Source organism: Luteimonas sp. 3794, assembly GCF_031456825.1.
GTDB lineage: Bacteria > Pseudomonadota > Gammaproteobacteria > Xanthomonadales > Xanthomonadaceae > Luteimonas.
The window spans coordinates 221,516-241,304 of sequence record NZ_JAVDVJ010000004.1; the positions used below are offsets into that span (position 1 = coordinate 221,516).

Consider the following 19,789-nt stretch of genomic DNA (forward strand, 5'->3'; position numbering starts at 1 on the left):
AAGCCCGTTAGTTTAAGGCGTCACCGCCGCGGACGCGGCGGCAGGCACGTCAGTCCGCCGAGGCGGGCTTCGCAGCCGGCTTGGCGGCCGGCTTGGATTCGGTAGCCGCGGGCTTGGATTCGGTCTTGGCCGCCGGCGCATCGGCCGCAGGCTTGTCACCGCCGGACTTGGCGCCGTCGCCGCTCTCGACCAGATTGCGCTTCTTGTCGCCGTCCTTCTTGAAGTCGGTCTCGTACCAGCCGCTGCCGGCGAGACGAAACGACGGCGCGGTGAGCTGCCGCTTGACCCCGGACGCGCCGCAGTCGGGGCAGGTCTCGGGGTCGGGATCGGACATCTTCTGCAGACGGTCGAAACTGTGGCCGCATTCGGCGCACTGGAAGGCATAGATCGGCATGGCGGGCGATGTGCTGGAAGTTGCGGGAAATTGCCGGCGTCCGAAATGTGGCCGCCCCGGGCCGGATCAAGCCGGCCATGGGGCGCGATTGTGCGGGATTTTCGTCGGCATGGCGGGCGGATGGCGCCACGCGTCGGCACGCGCGCGGCCGAAAGGCCGCGACGCTGCATTGTCGAATGCGCCGCACGCCAGGCCTTTTTCGTGGAGCGTCCATGCCGAGCGGCGGCGCCGGCGTCTCCGCGCGTCCATTCCGCGCCGATTGCATGGCCGGCGCCGTTGCGGCTCAGGCCGCGTCGATGGCCTGCTGGGCCAACGCGGCCGCGCGTGCCAATACCGCATCACGCGCGGCGCTGTCGATGCCCGCCGCGCCCTGCAGATAGCAGGTCAACACCCACGGTGCGCCCCCGGCAAGCGGCCACAGCACGCCGATGTCGTTGCGCGTGTCCACCCCGTTGCTGCCGGTCTTCTCGCCGACACGCCAGCGCCCGTCCACGCCTGCACGGATGCAGTCGCGTCCGGTGTCGTTGTCGATGAGCCAATCGGCCAGTTGCTGGCGCGATGCCGACGACAGTGCGTCGCCCAGCAGGATGCGCTGCAGCGTCGCGGCCATCGCCGCCGGACTGGTGGTGTCGCGTGGGTCGTCGAAGGAGAACCGGTTCATCTCCGGCTCTAGGCGATCGTTGCGGGTCACCGTGTCGCCGATGCCGCGCAACCAGGCGGTGACCCCGGGCGGTCCGCCTACGACGCCCAGCAGGAGATTGGCCGCCGCGTTGTCACTGGTCACCATGGTGGTCCGGCACAGGTCGCGCACGGTCATGTCCTTGCCCACGTGCCGCGTGGTGTCCGGCGAGTGCGACACGATGTCGCCGGCCCCGACGGGCAAACGCCGGTCCAGTGACAGGCTGCCGTCGTCCGCCCTGGCGAGCACCGTCGCGGTCAGCACCGTCTTGAAGGTGCTGCACATCGGGAAGCGCTCATCCTGCCGGTGGCCCACCCGGTGCCCGCTGGCTGTCTCCAGCAGCGTGACGCCCAGGCGCCCACCGCTGGCGGCTTCCAGCGCAGGCCAGTCCCGGGCGCCGGTCACGGCGGCAGGCACTCCGGCAGCGGTCGCCGCGCGCCCGACCAGCGGCAGGGCGGCCAGCGACATCGAGGCCGCTCCGGCCCAGTGCAGAAAACTCCGGCGTGACGGCATCGAGACGTCCTTTCGAATTCGGGATGCCCAGCCTAGGTGCCCGCTCAACCCGCGACCAGCGGGATATTCCGGCACCAGCCCACAGAAAAATTCATGACGCAACCAGAAGCAAAGCCGATGCAACGGCCTAATCGCCTCGCCACATGCGAAGGCCTAATATCCAGCCATGGCCCGACCGTATCTGCCACTCAACGCCCTGCGCGCTTTCGAGGCCGCCGCGCGGCACCAGAACCTGACCCGGGCCGCCCTGGAGCTGCACGTCAGCCAGGCGGCGCTGAGCCATCAGATCCGCAAGCTCGAAGACACGCTGGGCATTCGCCTGTTCCATCGTCTGCCGCGCGGCGTGGCCCTGAGCGACGAGGCGGTCGCGCTGTATCCGGTGCTCAACGAGGCCTTCGACCGCATGGCCGCAGCGCTCAACCGGGCCAGCTCGACCGCCCGGCGCGAGGTGGTCAGCCTTGGCGCAGTGGGCACCTTCGTCAACGGCTGGCTGCTGCCGCGCCTGCCCGGGTTCGAAGCCGACCACCCCGGCGTCGACCTGCGCCTGTCCACCCACAACAACCGCATCGATCTGGCCAGCGAAGGGCTGGATGCGGCGATCCGGTTCGGCCACGGCGACTGGCAGGGGCTGGAGTGCACGCCGATTGCCGACACCCGGTTCGCACCGGTCTGTGCGCCGTCCGTCGTGCACCGTCTGCGTATGCCTCAGGATCTGGCCGCGCTGCCCCTGCTGCGGTCGTATCGCGAGGACGAATGGCCGCGCTGGTTCGAGGCCGCAGGCATTGATGGCGTGGAGGCGCGGGGCGCGGTGTTCGATTCGTCGTTGGCACTTGCAGGCGCTGCCTCGGCAGGGGCCGGCATCGCCCTGCTCCCATTGGCGATGTTCGGGCGTGACCTGCGCGAAGGCCGCCTGGTGCAGCCGTTCGACATCGGCATCGATCTGGGCCGCTACTGGTTCACCCAACTGCGCTCCCGGCCGGAACGCGAACCGGTGAAGCAACTGCGCCTGTGGTTGCAGGCGCAGAACGCGCTGACGCCTGGCGTGCCCTGACGACGCGCGACTGCGGCAGAGGTCAGTAGCCCCAGGGTGTCGGCGGCGCAGCGACGGTCTTGGTCAGGTCGAACTCGACCTGGAACTTGCGGCCGCCTGGACGGGCCAGTTCATAGACGAAGCGCTGGCCGGGTTCGATCTCCATCGCCCAGGTGTTGGTGACCGAGGCGTTGAGGCCTTCGCGTTCGAACATCTCGATCGACTCGGCATCGACCGGGAATTCCTGGCGCTGCGCGGTGCCGGCGGTCTGCGATTCGCCGCCGTACATGGTCACCGGATCGTCGCTGCCGTCGGGCATGCGGTGGTCGTGCTTCAGGCGCAGGCCGGTCTCGGTGCGGGTGAGAATCCAGGTGCGCGAGTGGTCGTCGCCGACGTGGAAGGGAATGCGCAGCTCTTCCTTGCGGTTGCTGCAATCGCGCACGTGCATCACCAGTTCCTTGCCCTCGAAGGGATCGGGGGGGGCGTCGGCGGCGGGCGCCGGCTCGTTGGCGACGATGCGACCTGCGAAGGCTTCGCCGCAGTGGCGGGCGATCGCGGCGAGGAATTCGTCGGCGGGCACGCGCTCGGTGGCGGCGTCGACCGCTGCAGCGGCGACGGCGGCGTCGGCAGTGGGATTGGCCGCGGCGGGACGCGCGGGTTCGGCGGATCCGCGGTCGCCGCAGGCGGCGAGCGAGATCACGGTGGCGAGCAGGGCGAGTCGGAGCGGGGTCGGGTTCATCGCTTCACCCTAACCGGCGCCCGCGAGGCCAGCAACCCGTGCGAACCCGGGGCACCGTCACGCCGCTTCATAAAGCGCCAGGAGATCACCCTCGGCCTGCTCAAGTTCGGCGCGCAATGCGGCCTGGCGCTGGCCGAGCGCCGTGGCCTTGTCGGGATCGGCATAGGTGTCGGGATCGGCGAGCGCGCCGTCGATTTCCGACAGCGCCTGTTCGAGTTCGGCGACGCGCCCTTCCGCCTTCTGCAGCTTGTGCGGGTTGGCTTTGGACCGCGCCGCGGCCGGCGCAGCAGCGGGCGCCGGGGCGGCGACCTTTGTCGGCGGCGGTGTGCGCAGTTCGCCGGAGTTGCCGCGTGCGCGCAGCCAGGCGGCGTATTCGTCGAGGTCGCCGTCGAACGGAATGATGACACCATCGGAGACGCGCCAGAAGGTGTCGCTGACCAGACCGATGAGATGGCGGTCATGCGAGACCAGCACGATCGCGCCGGCGAAATCGCTCAGCGCTTCGGCCAGGGCCTCGCGCATTTCGAGATCGAGATGGTTAGTCGGTTCGTCGAGCAGCAGCACGTTCGGCTGCAGCCAGGCGATCAGTGCCAGCGCCAGGCGCGCGCGTTCGCCACCGGAGAACCCGTCGATGCTCTCGAACGCGCGATCGCCGGGAAAACTCCACTTGCCGAGGAAGTCGCGGAACGACTGGATGGAGGCGTTCGGCGAGATTTCGCGCAGATGATCGATCGGCGAGGTACCGGCGACCAGCGATTCCACCGTGTGCTGGGCGAAGTAACCGATGCGCAGGTCCGGATGTGCGTAGCGCTCGCCGGCCAGCAACTGCAGTTCGCCGACCAGTGTCTTGACCAGCGTCGACTTGCCGGCGCCGTTCGGGCCAAGCAGGCCGATACGGTCGCCGGCTTCGAGACCGAAGCCGACATTGTCGAGAATGACGACTGGCCCATCCGCGGTCGGATAGCCGCAGGTGCCGTGATTAATGCGCAGCAGCGCGTGCGGCAGCTTCACTGGCGCCGGGAAATCGATCTGTACCTCGCGCTCGGCGCGCACCGCCTCGGTGTCGGCCATCTTGGCCAGGCGCTTGACCCGCGACTGCGCCTGCTTGGCCTTGGCCGCGCTGGCCTTGAAGCGGTCGATGAACTTCTGCAGATGCGCCTTCTCGGCCTGCGATTTCTCGTGGGTGATCTGCTGCAGGCGCAGCTGCTCGGAGCGCTGGCGCTCGAACGAGGTGTAATCACCCGTGTAGAGCTTGGCCTTGCCGCCGTGCAGATGCAGCGTGTGGGTGCAGACGTTGTCGAGGAACTCGCGGTCGTGCGAGATCAGCAGCAGCGTGCCGGGATATTTCAGCAGCCATTGCTCCAGCCACAGCACCGCGTCGAGATCGAGATGGTTGGTGGGCTCGTCGAGCAGCAGCATGTCGCTGGGCGTCATCAGCGCGCGGGCCAGATTCAGGCGCACGCGCCAGCCGCCGGAGAACGTCGCAACGGCGCGTTGGTGGGTCTCGGCCGGAAAGCCCAGACCATGCAGCAGCTTGCCCGCGCGCGCGCCGGCATCGTAGGCGCCGACTTCGGCCATGCGCATGTGCACGTCTGCGACGGCTTCCCAGTCCTCGGCGGCCAGCGCATCGGCCTCGGCCTTGAGCACGGCGGCCACGGCGGCGTCGCCGCCGAGCACGAAGTCGATGGCCGGGTCCGGCAGCGAGGGCATTTCCTGGGCGATGCTCGCCAGACGCAGGCGGTTGGGCAGGTCGAGATCGCCCTTGTCGGCTTCGACCTCGCCGCGCACGGCCGCGAACAGGGAGGACTTGCCGGTGCCGTTGCGGCCGACCACGCCCACGCGCCAGCCGGCATGCAGGGTCAGGTCCATTTCGGACAGCAGCAGCCGTTCGCCGCGCCGCAGGGCGAAATTCTTGAAAGAGATCATGCCGACGATTCTACCGGACGCCGCCTGTCGGGCGGCTTTCCGGGGGGATTGCAGGCAGCGGGTTGCCAGAACGCGGAAGCGGGCCGGAGGCGGCCTTTTCGATGCCGATGAAACCTTTGACCGGTTTGTTACGTGCGTGTTAAAGCCGATGGGCAGTCGTTCGCACGCATCGCTTTCCTCACCCCCACAAGGACCGCCGCATGACCCGACACCCGCTGCATCTCGCCCTGCTCGCATCGCTCGCCGCAGGCCCCGCCCTCGCCCAGGACGCACCCGCCGGGCAAAGCCCGCGCACACTCGACACGCTGATCGTTACCGGCACCCGGGTCGCCGACCGCACGGTAGCCGAATCGCAATCGCCGATCGACATCCTCACCCCCGAAGCGCTGACCGCCACCGGCACGCCGGAGTTGGCCACGGCGCTGTCGCGTGCATTGCCGTCGCTGAACTTTCCGCGGCCAGCGATCAACGACGGCACCGACGCCGTGCGCCCCGCGCAAATCCGCGGCCTGTCACCGGATCACGTGCTGGTGCTGGTCAACGGCAAGCGCTATCACTCCGGCGCCCTGGTCAATGTCAACGGCTCGCAGGGCCGCAGCTCGTCGCCGGTCGATCTCAACACCATTCCGATCTCGGCGATCGAACGCGTCGAAGTGCTGCGCGATGGCGCGTCGGCGCAGTACGGCTCGGACGCGATCGCAGGCGTGATCAACATCGTGCTTAAGGGGCGGGCCGGCAGTGGCGGCGTATCGGGCCGCTACGGCCAGTACAGCGCCGGCGACGGCGCGCAGTACCAGGTGCTGGCCGATGCGGGTTTCGGCATCGGCAACGACGGCTTCGTGCATCTGTCGGCGCAGGGCGCACACCAGGACCAGACCAACCGTGCGCGGCCCTTCATCGGCACGCCGGGCCCGACCACCGCGCCGCTCGGCCAAGTGGTGCAGCGCCAGGGCGACCCGGAAGTCGACCACGGCTCGGTGACCTTCAATGCCGAGCTGCCGGTCAATGAGTACCTGCAATTCTATGGCACCGGCATCTATACCAAGCGCGATTCGCTCTCCAACGGGTTCTTCCGCCCGGCCGGCGACCCGCGCAACATCCCGTCGATCTATCCCGACGGGTTCCTGCCGCAGATCAACAACGTCACCACCGATCATCACTTCACCGCAGGCCTGAAGGCCGAAACCGCGGGCGGTACCGCGATCGATTTCAGCTACACCTACGGCGACAGCGAGATGACGTTCGACATCCTCAACACGCTCAATCGCAGCCTGGGGCCGACGTCACCCACCGAGTTCTATGCCGGCGCGCTGGAAGTCCGGCAGCACGTGCTGAACCTCGATCTGAGCAAGCAGCTCGAGTGGGGACTCGACTATCCGGTCACCTGGTCCTACGGCGTCGAGTGGCGCGGTGACGGTTTCATCCAGTCGCCGGGTGAACCGCTTTCGTATGCGAACGGCGGTGTCATCGCGCCGGGCCAGACCACGCCGCTGCCGGGCGCGCAGGTGTTTTCCGGCTTCCGTCCCGGTGACGGCGGTGATTTCGACCGCAATGCGCTGTCGTTCTATACGGGCCTGGAAGCCGACCTCACCGACAAGCTGTCGCTGGGCCTGGCCGGTCGCTTTGAAGACTTCAGTGATTTCGGCGATACCAGCAACTTCAAGATCTCCAGCCGCTACGAGTTCACCGATGCCATCGCCCTGCGTGCGACGGCGTCGACCGGCTTCCGCGCGCCGTCGCTGCAGCAGCAGTACTTCCAGTCGACGGCGACGAACTTCATCGCCACCCCGCAGGGCACGCTGCCGTTCGACATCGTGACCTTCCGCGTGACCAATCCGGCGGCGATCGCGCTGGGCGCCGAACCGCTGCGCGCGGAGGAATCGACCAACTACAGCCTGGGTCTGGTGCTGCAGCCGGTCGACAACCTCTACGTCACCATCGACGCCTACCAGATCGAGGTCGAGGACCGCATCTCGCTGTCGGCGAACCTCACCTCGGCGCCGGTGCGCAACTACCTGCAGGCGAATGGCTTCGCGGGTGTCGGCGGCGGGCGTTACTTCACCAATGCCATCGACACCACGACCAAGGGCGTGGACCTGGTCGGTACCTACGGCTGGGCGCTGGCGAATAGCCAGCTAGATCTGACGCTGGGCTACAACTACAACAAGACCACGATCGACCGGGTGGCCGAGAACCCGGCCACGCTGACCGCGATCGATCCGGCCGCGGTGCGCTTCGACCGGGTCGAACGCGGCCGCTTCGAGGTCGGCGCGCCGCGCGACAAGATCCTGCTGGGCGGCACCTGGTCAGCGGGCGGGTTCGAGGCCACGGCCAACGCCACGCGCTACGGCGAATTCAGCGTGCTCGGCAGCACCGCCGCGCTCGACCAGACCTTCGACCCGGCCTGGACGCTGGACCTCGCGTTCTCGTACACGCTCGACAAGTGGAAGTTCACTATCGGCGGCGACAACGTGCTCAACGAGTATCCGGACGAAGTGCTGTTCGCGAATTCCACCGGCGGGCAACTGCCGTGGAGCGGCAGTTCGCCGTTCGGCTTCAATGGCGCTTTCGTCTACGGCAACGTCGCCTATCGCTGGTAGGCCTCCCTGCCACCCCCGCGAGCCTCGACGCCCCGGTCCGCCGGGGCGTCGTCGTTTCCAGCTCGCCATAACTGTTCCAAATAAGGAACGATTGGATCGCATTTTTATGATCATTGACGATTTCAGGACAACGCGCTCCAATCGCCTTTACAGATTTCCAACAACAGGCCTCCCCCGATGCTCCGCCCCCACCGTTTGACCCTCGCCGTCGCCGCAGCGCTGGTGTTTCCGACCGCTGCGTTCGCCCAGCAGGCACCCGCCGACACCCAGGCGCGCACGTCCACGCTCGACACCCTGATCGTCACCGGCACCCGCGTCAGCGACCGCACCGTCGCCGAGTCGCAGTCGCCGATCGACATCATCACGTCCGAGACGCTGACCGCCTCCGGCACCACGGAACTGGCGACCGCGCTCGCACGCGCCCTGCCCTCGCTGAACTTTCCGCGCCCGGCGTTGACCGACGGCACCTCGGCGATCCGCCCGGCGCAGCTGCGTGGTCTCGCGCCGGATCAGGTGCTGGTGCTGGTCAACGGCAAGCGCCGCCACACCTCGTCGCTGCTCAATCTCAACGGCACGATCGGCCGCGGTTCGGCGCCGGTCGACCTCAACACCATCCCGATTTCGGCGATCGAGCGCGTCGAAGTGCTGCGCGACGGCGCATCGGCGCAGTACGGCTCCGACGCGATTGCCGGCGTGGTCAACGTGGTGCTCAAGGGCTCGTCCGAAGGCGGCAGCCTGTCGCTGAGCGCGGGCCAGTACTCGGCCGGCGACGGCAAGCAGACCCAGATCGCCGGTGACACGGGCCTCGCGCTCGGTGAGCGCGGCTTCCTTCACTTGTCGGCGCAGGTCGGCCAGCAGGAAGAAACCAACCGCGCGCGTCCGTTCGCCGGCACGCCGGGCGTCACCCAGCCCGCGCTCGGCCAGAAGGCCTTCGTGATCGGCGAGCCGGAAGTCGATTTCGGCGCGGTCGGCTTCAACACCGATTTCGCACTGACCGACACCATCAGCGTCTACGGCTTCGGCACCGCGAGCAATCGCGATGTCACCTCGTTCGCATTCTTCCGCGCGCCGGGCAACACCACGCAGAACATCCGCAGCATCTACCCCGATGGGTTCCTGCCGGAAATCAACAACATCTCCAAGGACCGGTCGCTGGTCGCGGGCGTCAAGGGCTTTGCAGGCGATTGGAACTGGGACCTGAGCTACAACTACGGTTACAACCACCTCGAGTTCTATACGCGCAATACGCTCAACGCGAGCCTGGGCGTGAGCTCGCCGACTTCGTTCTACGACGGCGCGCTGGAAACCACGCAGAACATCGTCAACCTCGACATCAGCCGTCCGCTGGAACTCGGCCTGGCCTATCCGGCGACGCTGTCGTTCGGCGTGGAAGGTCGCAACGAGAAGTGGAACCAGTCGCCGGGCGAATACGGTTCCTACGCCAACGCCGGGCTGGGCGTGGCCGGTGCGGGCGCAGGCGCGCAGGGCTTCGGCGGTTTCGCGCCCGAAGTCGCCGGTGCGTTCGACCGCGACAGCCATGCGGTGTACGCGAGCCTGGAAGCAGACCTCACCGAGAAGCTCTCGGCGGGCGCCGCAGCGCGTTACGAGGACTACGACGATTTCGGCAGCCAGGTTTCGGGCAAGCTGTCGGCGCGCTACGCATTCAACGACGCGGTCGCGCTGCGTGGCACGGTATCGAGCGGTTTCCGCGCGCCGTCGCTCGCGCAGCAGTATTTCCAGACCGTCAGCACCACCTTCATCGCCGGCGTCACCACGCCGTTCGAGATCCGCACTTTCCCGGCCAGCAGCCCGGTGGCGCAGGCCTTCGGCGCCGAGGCGCTGAAGCCCGAGGAATCGCTGTCTTACAGCCTGGGCCTGGTGCTGCAGCCGGTCGACACTCTCTACGTCACCATCGACGCCTACCAGATCGATGTCGACGACCGCATCGCCCTGTCGTCCAACCTCACTGGTGACGCGGTGCGTCGCCTGCTCGAATCGCAGGGCATCTTCGGCGTCACCGGCGGCCGCTACTTCACCAATGCCATCGACACGCGCACGCGCGGTATCGATGTCGTCGGCAGCTACCGCTGGAATCTCGCCGCGAGCAGCGTCGATCTCACCGCCGGCTACAACCACACCAAGACCGAGATCACCCGCATTGCGCCGAACCCGGAAGCGCTGACGCAGAACGGGCTCAACCTTGAACGCATCGACCGCGCCGAGATCGGCCGCATCGAGGACGGCTTTCCGCGCAACAAGCTGCTGCTCTCGGGCACCTGGAATGTGGACGACTGGGCGTTCGCGCTCGCGACCACGCGCTACGGCAGCGTACGCACGACGCCGAACAATGCGGCGCTCGACCAGGCGTACGGCGCCAAGTGGTTGCTGGACGTGTCGGCGACGTTCAAGCCGGGCGAGAACTGGGCGCTGACGCTGGGCGCCGACAACGTGCTCAACGAGTACCCGGACGAGAACATCTTCGGCAACTCGACCAATGGGCAGTTCCCCTACAGCAACCTCTCGCCGTTCGGTTTCGGCGGTGCGTTCGCCTACGCTAAGATCGCCTACAACTGGTGACCGCTTCTACTTGATGACTTCGATGCCCCGGCCTGCCGGGGCATCGTCGTTTCGGCCGCTGCAACCCGCAATTGCGCTCGCGCGAAGGAGGCCACCGGCAGACGCAGCGTTTGCACGACACATTCGTGCCCGTTCCCGGCGTTTCCCGGCGTCAACACCGCAATTCGACGAAGAACACGCAGATTGCTGCTTGCCCCTGTCGCGATGCGTCGGCGACACTGCAAGACCAGTTCCGGCGCTATGCCCCCATGCCGCACAACACCGACCTGATCAACATCGTTGCCGTCGGTCTGGTGACGGCCTTTCTGTTTGGTGCACTCGCCAACAAGCTGCGGCTCTCGCCCTTGGTCGGCTATCTGGTGGCCGGCATCATCGTCGGCCCGTTCACGCCGGGCTTTGTCGCCGACCAGGATCTGGCCAACCAGCTCGCCGAGATCGGCGTGATGCTGCTGATGTTCGGAGTCGGTCTGCATTTTTCGCTCAAGGACCTGATGGACGTGAAGTCCATCGCGATTCCCGGGGCGCTGGCACAGATCACCGTCGCCACGGTGCTGGGCTGGGTGTTGGCCTGGGCGATGGGCTGGCCACTGGTCAGCGGCTTCGTATTCGGCCTCGCGCTGTCGGTCGCCAGTACCGTCGTGCTACTGCGGGCGATGGAGGAGCGGCGCCTGCTCGATACCCGGCGCGGCAAGATCGCGGTCGGCTGGCTGATCGTCGAGGACCTGGTCATGGTGCTGGCGCTCGTGCTGCTGCCGGTGCTGGCGCAGATCACCAACGATCGCGGCGACGGGAGCGCGCCCGGTGCCGGCACGATCCTGCTGACCATCCTGTGGACCCTGCTCAAGGTCAGCGCATTCGTCGCGGTGATGCTGCTGGTCGGTCGCCGCGTGATCCCGTGGATGCTCGAGCGCATCGCCGGCACGGGCCAGCGCGAACTGTTCACCCTGTCGGTGCTGGCGATCGCCCTGGGCGTGGCATTCGGCGCGTCTGCGCTGTTCGGCGTGTCGTTCGCGCTCGGCGCGTTCTTCGCCGGCATGGTGCTCAACGAATCGGAGTTCAGCCACGAGGCGGCCAACGATTCGCTTCCGCTGCGCGATGCGTTCGCGGTGCTGTTCTTCGTCTCGGTCGGCATGCTGTTCAATCCGATGATCCTCGTCGAGCACCCGTGGCAGGTGCTGGCGACGTTCCTGATCATCGTCGTCGGCAAGTCGATCGCGGCGTACTGGATCGTGCGGCTGTTCAAGCATCCGCGCTCGACTGCGCTGACGATCTCCACCAGCCTGGCGCAGATCGGCGAGTTCTCCTTCATTCTGGTGGGCCTCGGCGTCGTCCTGCAGTTGCTGCCCGAGACAGGGCGTGACCTGGTGCTGGCCGGCGCCCTGCTGTCGATCGTGGTCAATCCCCTGTTGTTCGCGTGGCTCGACCGCTGGCAGGCCAAGCAGGAACTGATCGCGCGGGCCGCTTCCGACGCACAAGCGGCGCCGCTGCCGCCGGAGCACGTGGTGCCGGAGGACCTGCGCGGCCACGCGATCCTGGTCGGCTACGGCCGGGTCGGTCGCCAGCTCGCCGATCTGCTGCAGCAGCGCGGCGTGCCGCTGGTCGTGGTCGAAGACGACAACGAGCTGGTGCGCCGCGGCCGCGAACGGGGCCTGCTCGTCGTGCGCGGCAATATCGCCTCCGAGCCGGTGATGCTCGATGCCGCGCCCGAGCGCGCGGCGCTGGCGATCTTCGCGATTCCACAGGCGCTGGAGGCCGGCGAAGCCATCGAACGCATGAAGGCGATCAACCCCGGCCTGACCGTGTTGGCCCGCGCGCACAGCGATGGCGAAGTCCGGCACCTGCTCGAGCACGGCGCCGACGGTGCGGTGCTGGCCGAGCGCGAACTGGCGTATTCGCTGGCCGAGATGGTGATGTCGACACCACCATTCCGCCCAGTACGACCGGGGTCGGAGCCGGCCGAGGCGATCCAGCCGGTCTGACGATGCGACTGGCCGTCCTCAGTGGTGCAGGCCTGTCGGCCGAGAGCGGCATCCCCACGTTCCGGGATGCGCTGACCGGGCTGTGGGCGCGCTTCGACGCCGAACGTCTGGCCACCGCCGAGGCGTTCTGCGCCGACCCCGGGCTCGTCTGGGGCTGGTACCGCTGGCGCGCGGCGATGGTCGCCGCGGCCGCGCCGAACGCCGCGCACATCGACGTGGCCGCCCTCGTCGACGACGGTCACGCGCTGACCGTGGTGACTCAGAACGTCGACGACCTGCACGAACGCGGCGGCGCGCACGATGTATTGCACCTGCATGGGCGCCTGCTGGCCTCGCGCTGCAGCGGCTGCGGTGCGCGCGTCGTGCCCGATCCGATCCTCGCGCAACCACCACCGCCCGACGGCGGCGCGCGCGAAGCGCCGCCTGCCTGCGGGACGTGCGGTGCAGCGTTCCGGCCCGACGTCGTGTGGTTCGGCGAATCGCTGCCGACCGATGTCTGGCACGCCGCGGAACGCGCCGTCGATGCCTGCGAGCTGCTGGTCGTCGTCGGCACTTCGTCGCTGGTCTGGCCCGCAGCCGGCCTGCCGGAACGCGCTCTGCACGCCGGGATTGCGGTGATCGAGATCAATCCGCAGGCGACGCCGCTGTCGTCTCGTGCGACCGCGCACTGGCCCATGACCGCAACCGCCGGCATGGCGCAACTGCGTAGGCGCCTGCAGCAGGCCCCCGACGATCCGCAACGCGTTCTCGCGGGCTGATCCCCGCCGCTCAGTCTTCCAGCGGCAACAGGATGTCGGCGCGCAGGTCGGCTTCGGCCACCTGCTCTGGATCGTCGAGGAAGTGGTAATGCAGTGGTGCACTGCGCAGGCGTTCGCCGCTCTGCGGCCACCACCACGCCAGCAGGCGATCGGTCATGTCCTCCAGCCCGGAATACGCACCCACATGGCGTACGCGTGCGTGGCGACCGCCGGTGATCGTCACTCTGCGCAATGGACGCGGCAGCGTCGCCGGTCCCGGCAGACGCACGGCGGCGTCGAACTGCAACGCGTGCGGTGGCAGGTCGCGGTGATCACCCAGCGGCATGCCGATCAGGGCATCGATGTCTTCCACCACCCCGACCGCTTCGGCCCAGCCGAACAGGCGTCCGAAGGCATCGTCAAGATCGTCGAATGCGCCGCGCGCACGCAGCGCGACAACCTCGAATGGTGCGATTTCGACGAGCTCGACGGCCAGTGGTTGGAATATCTGCGGTGGTGGCGGTTGCAGGCGATCCAGCAACGCCGTCGCCTGCGCCGGCTGGCCGCGCAACGCCGCTGGCGTGACGCCCAGCGTTTGCCGGAACGTGCGGGCCAGGGCCTGCGGGCTGGCGTAACCCACTGCGAGCGCAACCTGCGTCACCGTCTCGCCCGCGGCCAGCAGCTGCAGCGCGCGCGACAGACGCAGCCTCGTCAAAGTGCGTCCGAACGTTTCACCGGTCGCCGCGCGCCAGACGCGATGGAAGTGGAATGGCGACAGGCTGGCCTCGCGCGCAAGCGTCGCCAGCGGCGGCAGCGACGCGCCCTCGGCGACGAGTCCCTGCAGCTGACCGGCAACGGCCGCGATGCGCGGTGCAAGACGGGTCCGTGTGTCGGCTTTCATGGCGGCGCTCGTGATGGGCTTGCCGCGAGTATCCGGCGCAGGCGACCGGTGCGCGTACCCGATCTTGCGCACATGGCCTGGACCCAACGCGGATCAGCGCAGCACGGATTCCAGATACGGCTCCAGCTGCGGCCAGGCGAACGCGTGGCCGCGCTGCTGCAGGCGCGCGGGCAGCACGCACTGGCCGTCGACGAGCAACGTCGCCATCTCGCCCAGGCCGAGTTCAAGGGCTTTCGCCGGCACAGCCAGCAGCGCCGGTCGACGCAGGGCATCGGCCAGCGCGCGGGTGAAGCGGGTGTTGGCGACGGGCTCGGGCGCGGTGAGGTTGAACGCGCCGGTCGGCGCATCGGCTGCGCCGTCGAGATGCGCGCGCAGCAGCGACACCGCCGCGTCGATCCAGTCCTCGCGCGCGATCCAGCTCAGCACTTGGCGACCATCGCCGAGGCGCGCGCCCAGGCCGAGCTGGAACGGCATCCGCAGGCGCTGCAGCATGCCGCCGGCCGGATGCAGCACCAGGCCGGTGCGCAGCAGCACCACGGGCACCCGATCCTCGGCCGCGCGCGCGGCGCCTTCCCAGTCGGCGCACAGGCGATGCTGGAATTCCTCATGTGGCGCGCTGGTCTCGTCCAGCGGCGCATCGCCCTGCGCGCCGTACCATCCGATAGCGGAACCGCTGAGCAGCACTTTTGGCGGCGTATGCGCGGTGCGGATCCATTCGGTCAGCACGCCGGTCGGAATCAGACGGCTGTCGCGCAGCGTCTGTTTGCGCGACGCGCTCCATCGCGCGTCGGCGATACCCGCGCCGGCGAGGTTTACCACCACATCGAAGCGGTCGTCGGCCCATAGCGAGGCGTAGTCGCGAACTTCGACGCCTTCGGGCGAGGGCGTGGACGCGCGCCGCGACAGCCAGGTGACGTGCCCGCCGTCGCGCTGCAGACGGGCTGTCAGCGCGCTGCCGATGAAGCCGCTGCCGCCGGTGATCAGGATGCGCATGGGGAAACCCGGAAAGTCTGCAAGCGCCCATGCTTGCAGATCACTGGAGAGTGGAGCGTCATGACGCCGGCGCGCCGCATGCGTGCAGCGGATCGGGAAGAGTCCCCACCTCGTCTCGCGTTTGGACCGCCCGTTTCGCCTGAGACTGCCCCAGCCTTCGCGCGATGGACGACGGGCGATCGCTAACAAGTCTCGCACACGATGCAGACACATTCCGACACGAGAACCGGAAGCCCCTTCAGTCGAACTCTTGGCGCAACAGCACAGTGGGGCCACACGACTTTCAAGACGAAGTCACGATGCAAACGACAAGGAGTCATCATGCGCCCAACCTATACCGATCTGAAGCTGACATGGGCCATTGTGCTGGGCCTGTCGGCCATTTCACCCGCGGAGGCCCAGAGCCAGGTACGGCACGCAGAGGGCAGGCCGATAGAACAACTGAGCAGCATCGACCGTACGCGTATTGAAAGGATGCTCGACGAGGCACTCACCGAAGCGGTCGCACACCTGCCCCTGATTGAAGGGCAGACCGGCTTTGACATCAGAACTCGACTTGTGCCAGAGCGCAGGATCGTGATTATCGAACTCGGCACCAGAGCGATTCCAACGCATACAGGATCAGAGCTCGAGGATCAGCAGCATCGGATTTATCACGTCGCCGACGAATTGTTGCGTGATGTGATTGACGTGAACGGCGCAGAGTTCAGATACGGAGGCAAAGACATACTCAGAATTCTGCCCGATCCCGCCGCCCCTGCCAGACCTCGATCCAGGGAAAGAACGCAAACAGCCACGGCACCCAAGGTTGCACTGGCCGGCGGACACGGCCTTTACTTCAACTACCAGTACAACGACTGGCGTGCACAACGCGACCCATCCAACAACATGACAGAAGATTTTGTTACGCCCTACTTCGCGCGCGATCTCGCCACACAGCTCACTAGCCGAGGCGCGACCGTTTACAAGGCGCGCACCAACGAAACTCCCATCCATGTTCCTAGCGGTCAGCAGTGGTGGAGAGTAGCCGCGCGCTATTATTTGGAATCGATCCTGCCGGCAGAACGAGGCATCTGGAATTCACTGCCATCGGCCACTCACTCACTGCGTGAGTACGATGAAGATATCCGGAGTCGACCGTTGTATGCCAATCATGTCGGCGCAGATTACGCGATCCATCTGCATACGGATGCTGCAAGTCCGCACGTCCGCGGGACGCGCGGCTATTACCACACAGGACGTTCCACTGATGCCGAACTTGTCTCAAGCATTCTTTGCCGAATGAAACAGACGATCCAAAGCACATCCGGCTATGAGACATGGAGCATCGCGAACGATCCGATCCCCATGAACAACAAGGGCGAGAACCGCTTGGCCGCCATGCCATCGGCAATCATCGAGCTGGGTTTCCACACCAATGCTGCAGATGCGCAGGCACTCCAATCCAGCACGTTCCGCAATGCCGCAGTCAGAGGCATCGAACGCGGTATCAGTGATCACCACGCCGACGCGCCCTGCTCGGATTTCCTGATCACCCACATTCCAGCTTTCAGCGCGCCAGTCGGCACGCCAATGGACATGCTTGTGCACTTTGAAGATGCGCCGCGCTTCCCCGTGACCCTACGCACCCGTGTCGTCACCTGCCCTCAGCCATGGACATGCGGCCCGACTGCACTGACCTACAACGCCCAGCAGGACTCACCAATCAAACGCACGTTCAAATGCACGGGGACTCCGGCGCAGACGGGGCATTTCACCTACGTCGCATGGCTGACCGACGCGAGTGGCATCAAGACACCGGAGCTTGAGTATTCCTACAGCTGCACCGTCGGTAGCTGAGCTCTGAGCGCACCTGTCCTGCCTGCCATGCGGGTGCACGCCTTCGCTGTACCGGGGCATAAGTGCGCGCCGCGCATCGACATCGCAGGCACTTCTCCCCGGGAGGGAGAAGCCCCAGCCGCTGACTACGCAAGCAGACGCCGCATGCAGCCGCCCTTCGGATGCGGTGTTTTTTCAGAGCCGCAACTCATCGTTTCGAAACTCCAGTGCACCGCCAGTGACATCGACGCGGATGGTGTCGCCGCTGACGAACGCGCCCGACAGGATGCGCTGCGCCAGCGGGTTCTCCAGCTGCTGCTGGATCGCGCGCTTGAGCGGACGCGCACCGTAGACCGGGTCGAAACCGATATTGCCGAGCAGATCGAAGGCGGCGTCCGACAGCTCGATGCGCAGCCCGCGTTCGGCCAGACGCTTGTCCAGGCCGCGCAGCTGGATCTTCGCGATCTCGCGGATCTGCGCTTTCTGCAGCGGGTGGAACACGACGATGTCGTCGAGCCGGTTGATGAACTCCGGGCGGAAATGCGCCTGCACCACACCCATCACCGCGGCCTTCATCTGCGTGTAGCCCTCGGCGCTGTCGGCGTCGGTGCCGCGCTCGCTCATTTCCTGGATCTGGTGCGAGCCGAGGTTCGAGGTCATCACGATCACGACGTTGCGGAAGTCGACCGTGCGGCCCTGTCCATCGGTCAGACGGCCGTCGTCGAGCACCTGCAGCAGGATGTTGAAGACGTCCGGATGCGCCTTCTCCACCTCGTCGAGCAGGATCACGCTGTAGGGCCGACGCCGCACGGCCTCGGTGAGATAGCCGCCTTCCTCGTAGCCGACGTAACCCGGGGGGGCTCCGATCAGACGCGCGACCGAGTGCTTCTCCATGAACTCGCTCATGTCGATGCGCACCATCGCGTCCTGGCTGTCGAACAGGAACTCGGCCAGCGCCTTGCACAGCTCGGTCTTGCCCACGCCGGTCGGGCCGAGGAACAGGAACGAGCCGGTCGGACGATCGGGATCGCTGAGGCCCGCGCGCGAGCGGCGCACTGAATCGGACACGACCTTGATCGCTTCTTCCTGGCCGATCACGCGCGTGTGCAGTTGCGACTCCATCGCCAGCAGCTTTTCGCGTTCGCCCTCGAGCATCTTGCTGACCGGAATGCCGGTCCAGCGCGCGACCACCTGAGCGATCTCTTCCGCGGTCACCTTGTCCTGCAACAGGGTGAAGCCCTGGGTTTCGGCCTCCTGCGCAGCCTGCAACTGCTTCTCGAGTTCCGGGATGCGCCCGTACTGGATCTCGCTCATGCGCGCGTAATCCTGGGTGCGCTGCGCGGATTCGAGATCGTGCTTGGCCGTCTCGATCTGCTCCTTGATCTTCGTCGCGCCCTGCACGCTGGCCTTCTCTGCCTTCCAGATTTCCTCCATGTCGTTGTAGGCGCGCTCGAGCGTGGCGATCTCGGCTTCGAGATCCGCCAGGCGCTGCTTCGACTCCGCGTCCTTCTCCTTCTTCAGCGCCTCGCGCTGGATCTTGAGCTGGATCAGCCGGCGTTCCTTGCGGTCGAGCTCCTCGGGCTTGGAGTCGATCTCCATGCGGATACGCGAGGCGGCCTCGTCCATCAGGTCGATGGCCTTGTCCGGCAGCTGGCGGTCGGCGATGTAGCGGTTCGACAGCGTGGCCGCGGCGACGATCGCCGGATCGGTGATCTCGACGCCGTGGTGCACCGCGTAGCGTTCCTTGAGGCCGCGCAGGATCGCAATCGTGTCCTCGACGCTCGGCTCGCCGACGAACACCTTCTGGAAGCGACGCTCCAGCGCAGCGTCCTTCTCGACGTATTTGCGGTACTCGTCGAGCGTGGTCGCGCCGATGCAGTGCAATTCGCCGCGCGCGAGCGCAGGTTTCAACATGTTGCCGGCGTCCATCGAGCCTTCGGCCTTGCCGGCGCCGACCATCGTGTGCAGCTCGTCGATGAAGAGGATGATCTGGCCTTCGTTCTTCGACAGATCGTTGAGCACGCCCTTGAGGCGCTCCTCGAATTCGCCGCGGTACTTCGCACCGGCGATCAGCGCGCCCATGTCGAGCGACAGCACGCGCTTGCCGCGCAGGCCTTCGGGCACTTCGTTGTTGATGATGCGCTGGGCCAGGCCTTCGACGATTGCGGTCTTGCCCACGCCCGGCTCGCCGATCAGCACGGGATTGTTTTTGGTCCGGCGCTGCAGCACCTGGATCGTGCGACGGATCTCCTCGTCACGACCGACCACCGGATCGAGCTTGCCGCTCTCGGCGCGTGCGGTCAGATCGATCGTGTACTTCTCCAGCGCCTGACGCGCGTCCTCGGCGTTCTCGTCCTTGACGCTCTCGCCGCCGCGCACCTTCGTGATCGCGGCTTCAAGCCGCGCCTTGTCGGCGCCGGCGGCCTTGAGCGCCTTGCCGGCGTCGCCGCTGTCGTCGAGCGCGGCCAGCACGAACAGTTCGGAGGCGATGAACGCATCACCGCGCTGCTGGGCCAGCTTGTCGGTAACGTTGAGCAGGCGCGACAGATCGTTGCCGACCGACAGCTGGCCGGCCTGCCCCGTGACCTTGGGCAGCCGCTCCATCGCCTCGGTCAGGCGTTCGCGCAGCACCGGCACGTTGACGCCGGCCTGGCCCAGCAGCGGCCTCGTGCCGCCGCCCTGCTGGTCGAGCAGCGCCAGCAGCAGGTGCACCGGTTCGATGAAATTGTGGTCGCGGCCCACGGCCAGCGACTGCGCGTCGCTCAGCGCCTGCTGGAAACGCGAGGTGAGCTTGTCCATCCGCATCGGGGAATCCTCGGGATCATGAAGGGCCGGCAGACGCCGGCAATGTCTCTCAGATGCGGTCGAAGCCGCGGGTTGCAAGCGCGGACGGGCCTGCGACG

Annotated in this window: 13 protein-coding genes; 6 read left to right on the forward strand and 7 right to left on the reverse strand. The window is 67.0% G+C overall.

Annotated features, from left to right (window positions below; genetic code table 11):
- Window positions 1–49: 49 nt before the first annotated feature.
- Both J2X52_RS08930 and bla read right to left on the reverse strand, forming a co-directional pair.
- Window positions 50–394 carry a zinc ribbon domain-containing protein gene (locus J2X52_RS08930; RefSeq protein ID WP_310151770.1) on the reverse strand — a complete coding sequence of 115 codons (345 nt, stop codon included), beginning with the start codon at window positions 392–394 and terminating at the stop codon, window positions 50–52.
- A 283-nt stretch (window positions 395–677) separates the two neighbouring features.
- On the reverse strand, window positions 678–1,586 hold the full coding sequence (gene bla / locus J2X52_RS08935; protein WP_310151773.1) for a class A beta-lactamase: 909 nt from the start codon (window positions 1,584–1,586) through the stop codon (window positions 678–680).
- Between the two features lie 166 nt (window positions 1,587–1,752).
- Between bla and J2X52_RS08940 the strand changes: the two genes are divergently transcribed.
- On the forward strand, window positions 1,753–2,637 hold the full coding sequence (locus J2X52_RS08940) for a LysR substrate-binding domain-containing protein (RefSeq protein ID WP_310151776.1): 885 nt from the start codon (window positions 1,753–1,755) through the stop codon (window positions 2,635–2,637).
- 22 nt (window positions 2,638–2,659) lie between these two features.
- Here J2X52_RS08940 and J2X52_RS08945 read toward each other — a convergent pair whose 3' ends face one another.
- The gene (locus tag J2X52_RS08945) at window positions 2,660–3,355 is read right to left on the reverse strand and encodes a hypothetical protein (RefSeq protein ID WP_310151779.1); all 696 of its coding nucleotides are present in this window, start codon (window positions 3,353–3,355) and stop codon (window positions 2,660–2,662) included.
- Window positions 3,356–3,412: 57 nt separating this feature from the next.
- The gene (locus J2X52_RS08950) at window positions 3,413–5,281 is read right to left on the reverse strand and encodes an ABC-F family ATP-binding cassette domain-containing protein (protein ID WP_310151782.1); all 1,869 of its coding nucleotides are present in this window, start codon (window positions 5,279–5,281) and stop codon (window positions 3,413–3,415) included.
- 200 nt (window positions 5,282–5,481) lie between these two features.
- Here J2X52_RS08950 and J2X52_RS08955 point away from each other — a divergent pair, with 200 nt between their 5' ends.
- From J2X52_RS08955 to J2X52_RS08970, 4 genes are all read left to right on the forward strand, one after another.
- Window positions 5,482–7,881, forward strand: a complete 2,400-nt coding sequence (locus tag J2X52_RS08955) for a TonB-dependent receptor (protein WP_310151785.1) — start codon at window positions 5,482–5,484, stop codon at window positions 7,879–7,881.
- Between the two features lie 177 nt (window positions 7,882–8,058).
- Window positions 8,059–10,458: a TonB-dependent receptor gene (locus tag J2X52_RS08960; RefSeq protein ID WP_310151788.1), complete on the forward strand. Its 2,400-nt coding sequence runs from the start codon at window positions 8,059–8,061 to the stop codon at window positions 10,456–10,458.
- Between the two features lie 248 nt (window positions 10,459–10,706).
- The gene (gene ybaL / locus J2X52_RS08965) at window positions 10,707–12,437 is read left to right on the forward strand and encodes a YbaL family putative K(+) efflux transporter (RefSeq protein WP_310151790.1); all 1,731 of its coding nucleotides are present in this window, start codon (window positions 10,707–10,709) and stop codon (window positions 12,435–12,437) included.
- Between the two features lie 2 nt (window positions 12,438–12,439).
- Window positions 12,440–13,195: an NAD-dependent protein deacylase gene (locus J2X52_RS08970; RefSeq protein ID WP_310151793.1), complete on the forward strand. Its 756-nt coding sequence runs from the start codon at window positions 12,440–12,442 to the stop codon at window positions 13,193–13,195.
- A 10-nt stretch (window positions 13,196–13,205) separates the two neighbouring features.
- On the opposite strand, the gene J2X52_RS08975 is transcribed toward J2X52_RS08970, so the two are convergent.
- Together J2X52_RS08975 and J2X52_RS08980 are read right to left on the reverse strand one after the other, a co-directional pair.
- On the reverse strand, window positions 13,206–14,075 hold the full coding sequence (locus J2X52_RS08975) for a GyrI-like domain-containing protein (protein WP_310151796.1): 870 nt from the start codon (window positions 14,073–14,075) through the stop codon (window positions 13,206–13,208).
- A gap of 93 nt (window positions 14,076–14,168) precedes the next feature.
- Entirely contained in the window at window positions 14,169–15,068 is a 900-nt protein-coding gene (locus J2X52_RS08980; protein WP_310151799.1) for a TIGR01777 family oxidoreductase, read from the reverse strand.
- A gap of 321 nt (window positions 15,069–15,389) precedes the next feature.
- Here J2X52_RS08980 and J2X52_RS08985 point away from each other — a divergent pair, with 321 nt between their 5' ends.
- The gene (locus J2X52_RS08985; protein ID WP_310151802.1) at window positions 15,390–16,907 is read left to right on the forward strand and encodes an N-acetylmuramoyl-L-alanine amidase; all 1,518 of its coding nucleotides are present in this window, start codon (window positions 15,390–15,392) and stop codon (window positions 16,905–16,907) included.
- A 174-nt stretch (window positions 16,908–17,081) separates the two neighbouring features.
- On the opposite strand, the gene clpB is transcribed toward J2X52_RS08985, so the two are convergent.
- The gene (clpB, locus tag J2X52_RS08990; RefSeq protein ID WP_310151805.1) at window positions 17,082–19,691 is read right to left on the reverse strand and encodes an ATP-dependent chaperone ClpB; all 2,610 of its coding nucleotides are present in this window, start codon (window positions 19,689–19,691) and stop codon (window positions 17,082–17,084) included.
- Window positions 19,692–19,789 lie beyond the last annotated feature (98 nt).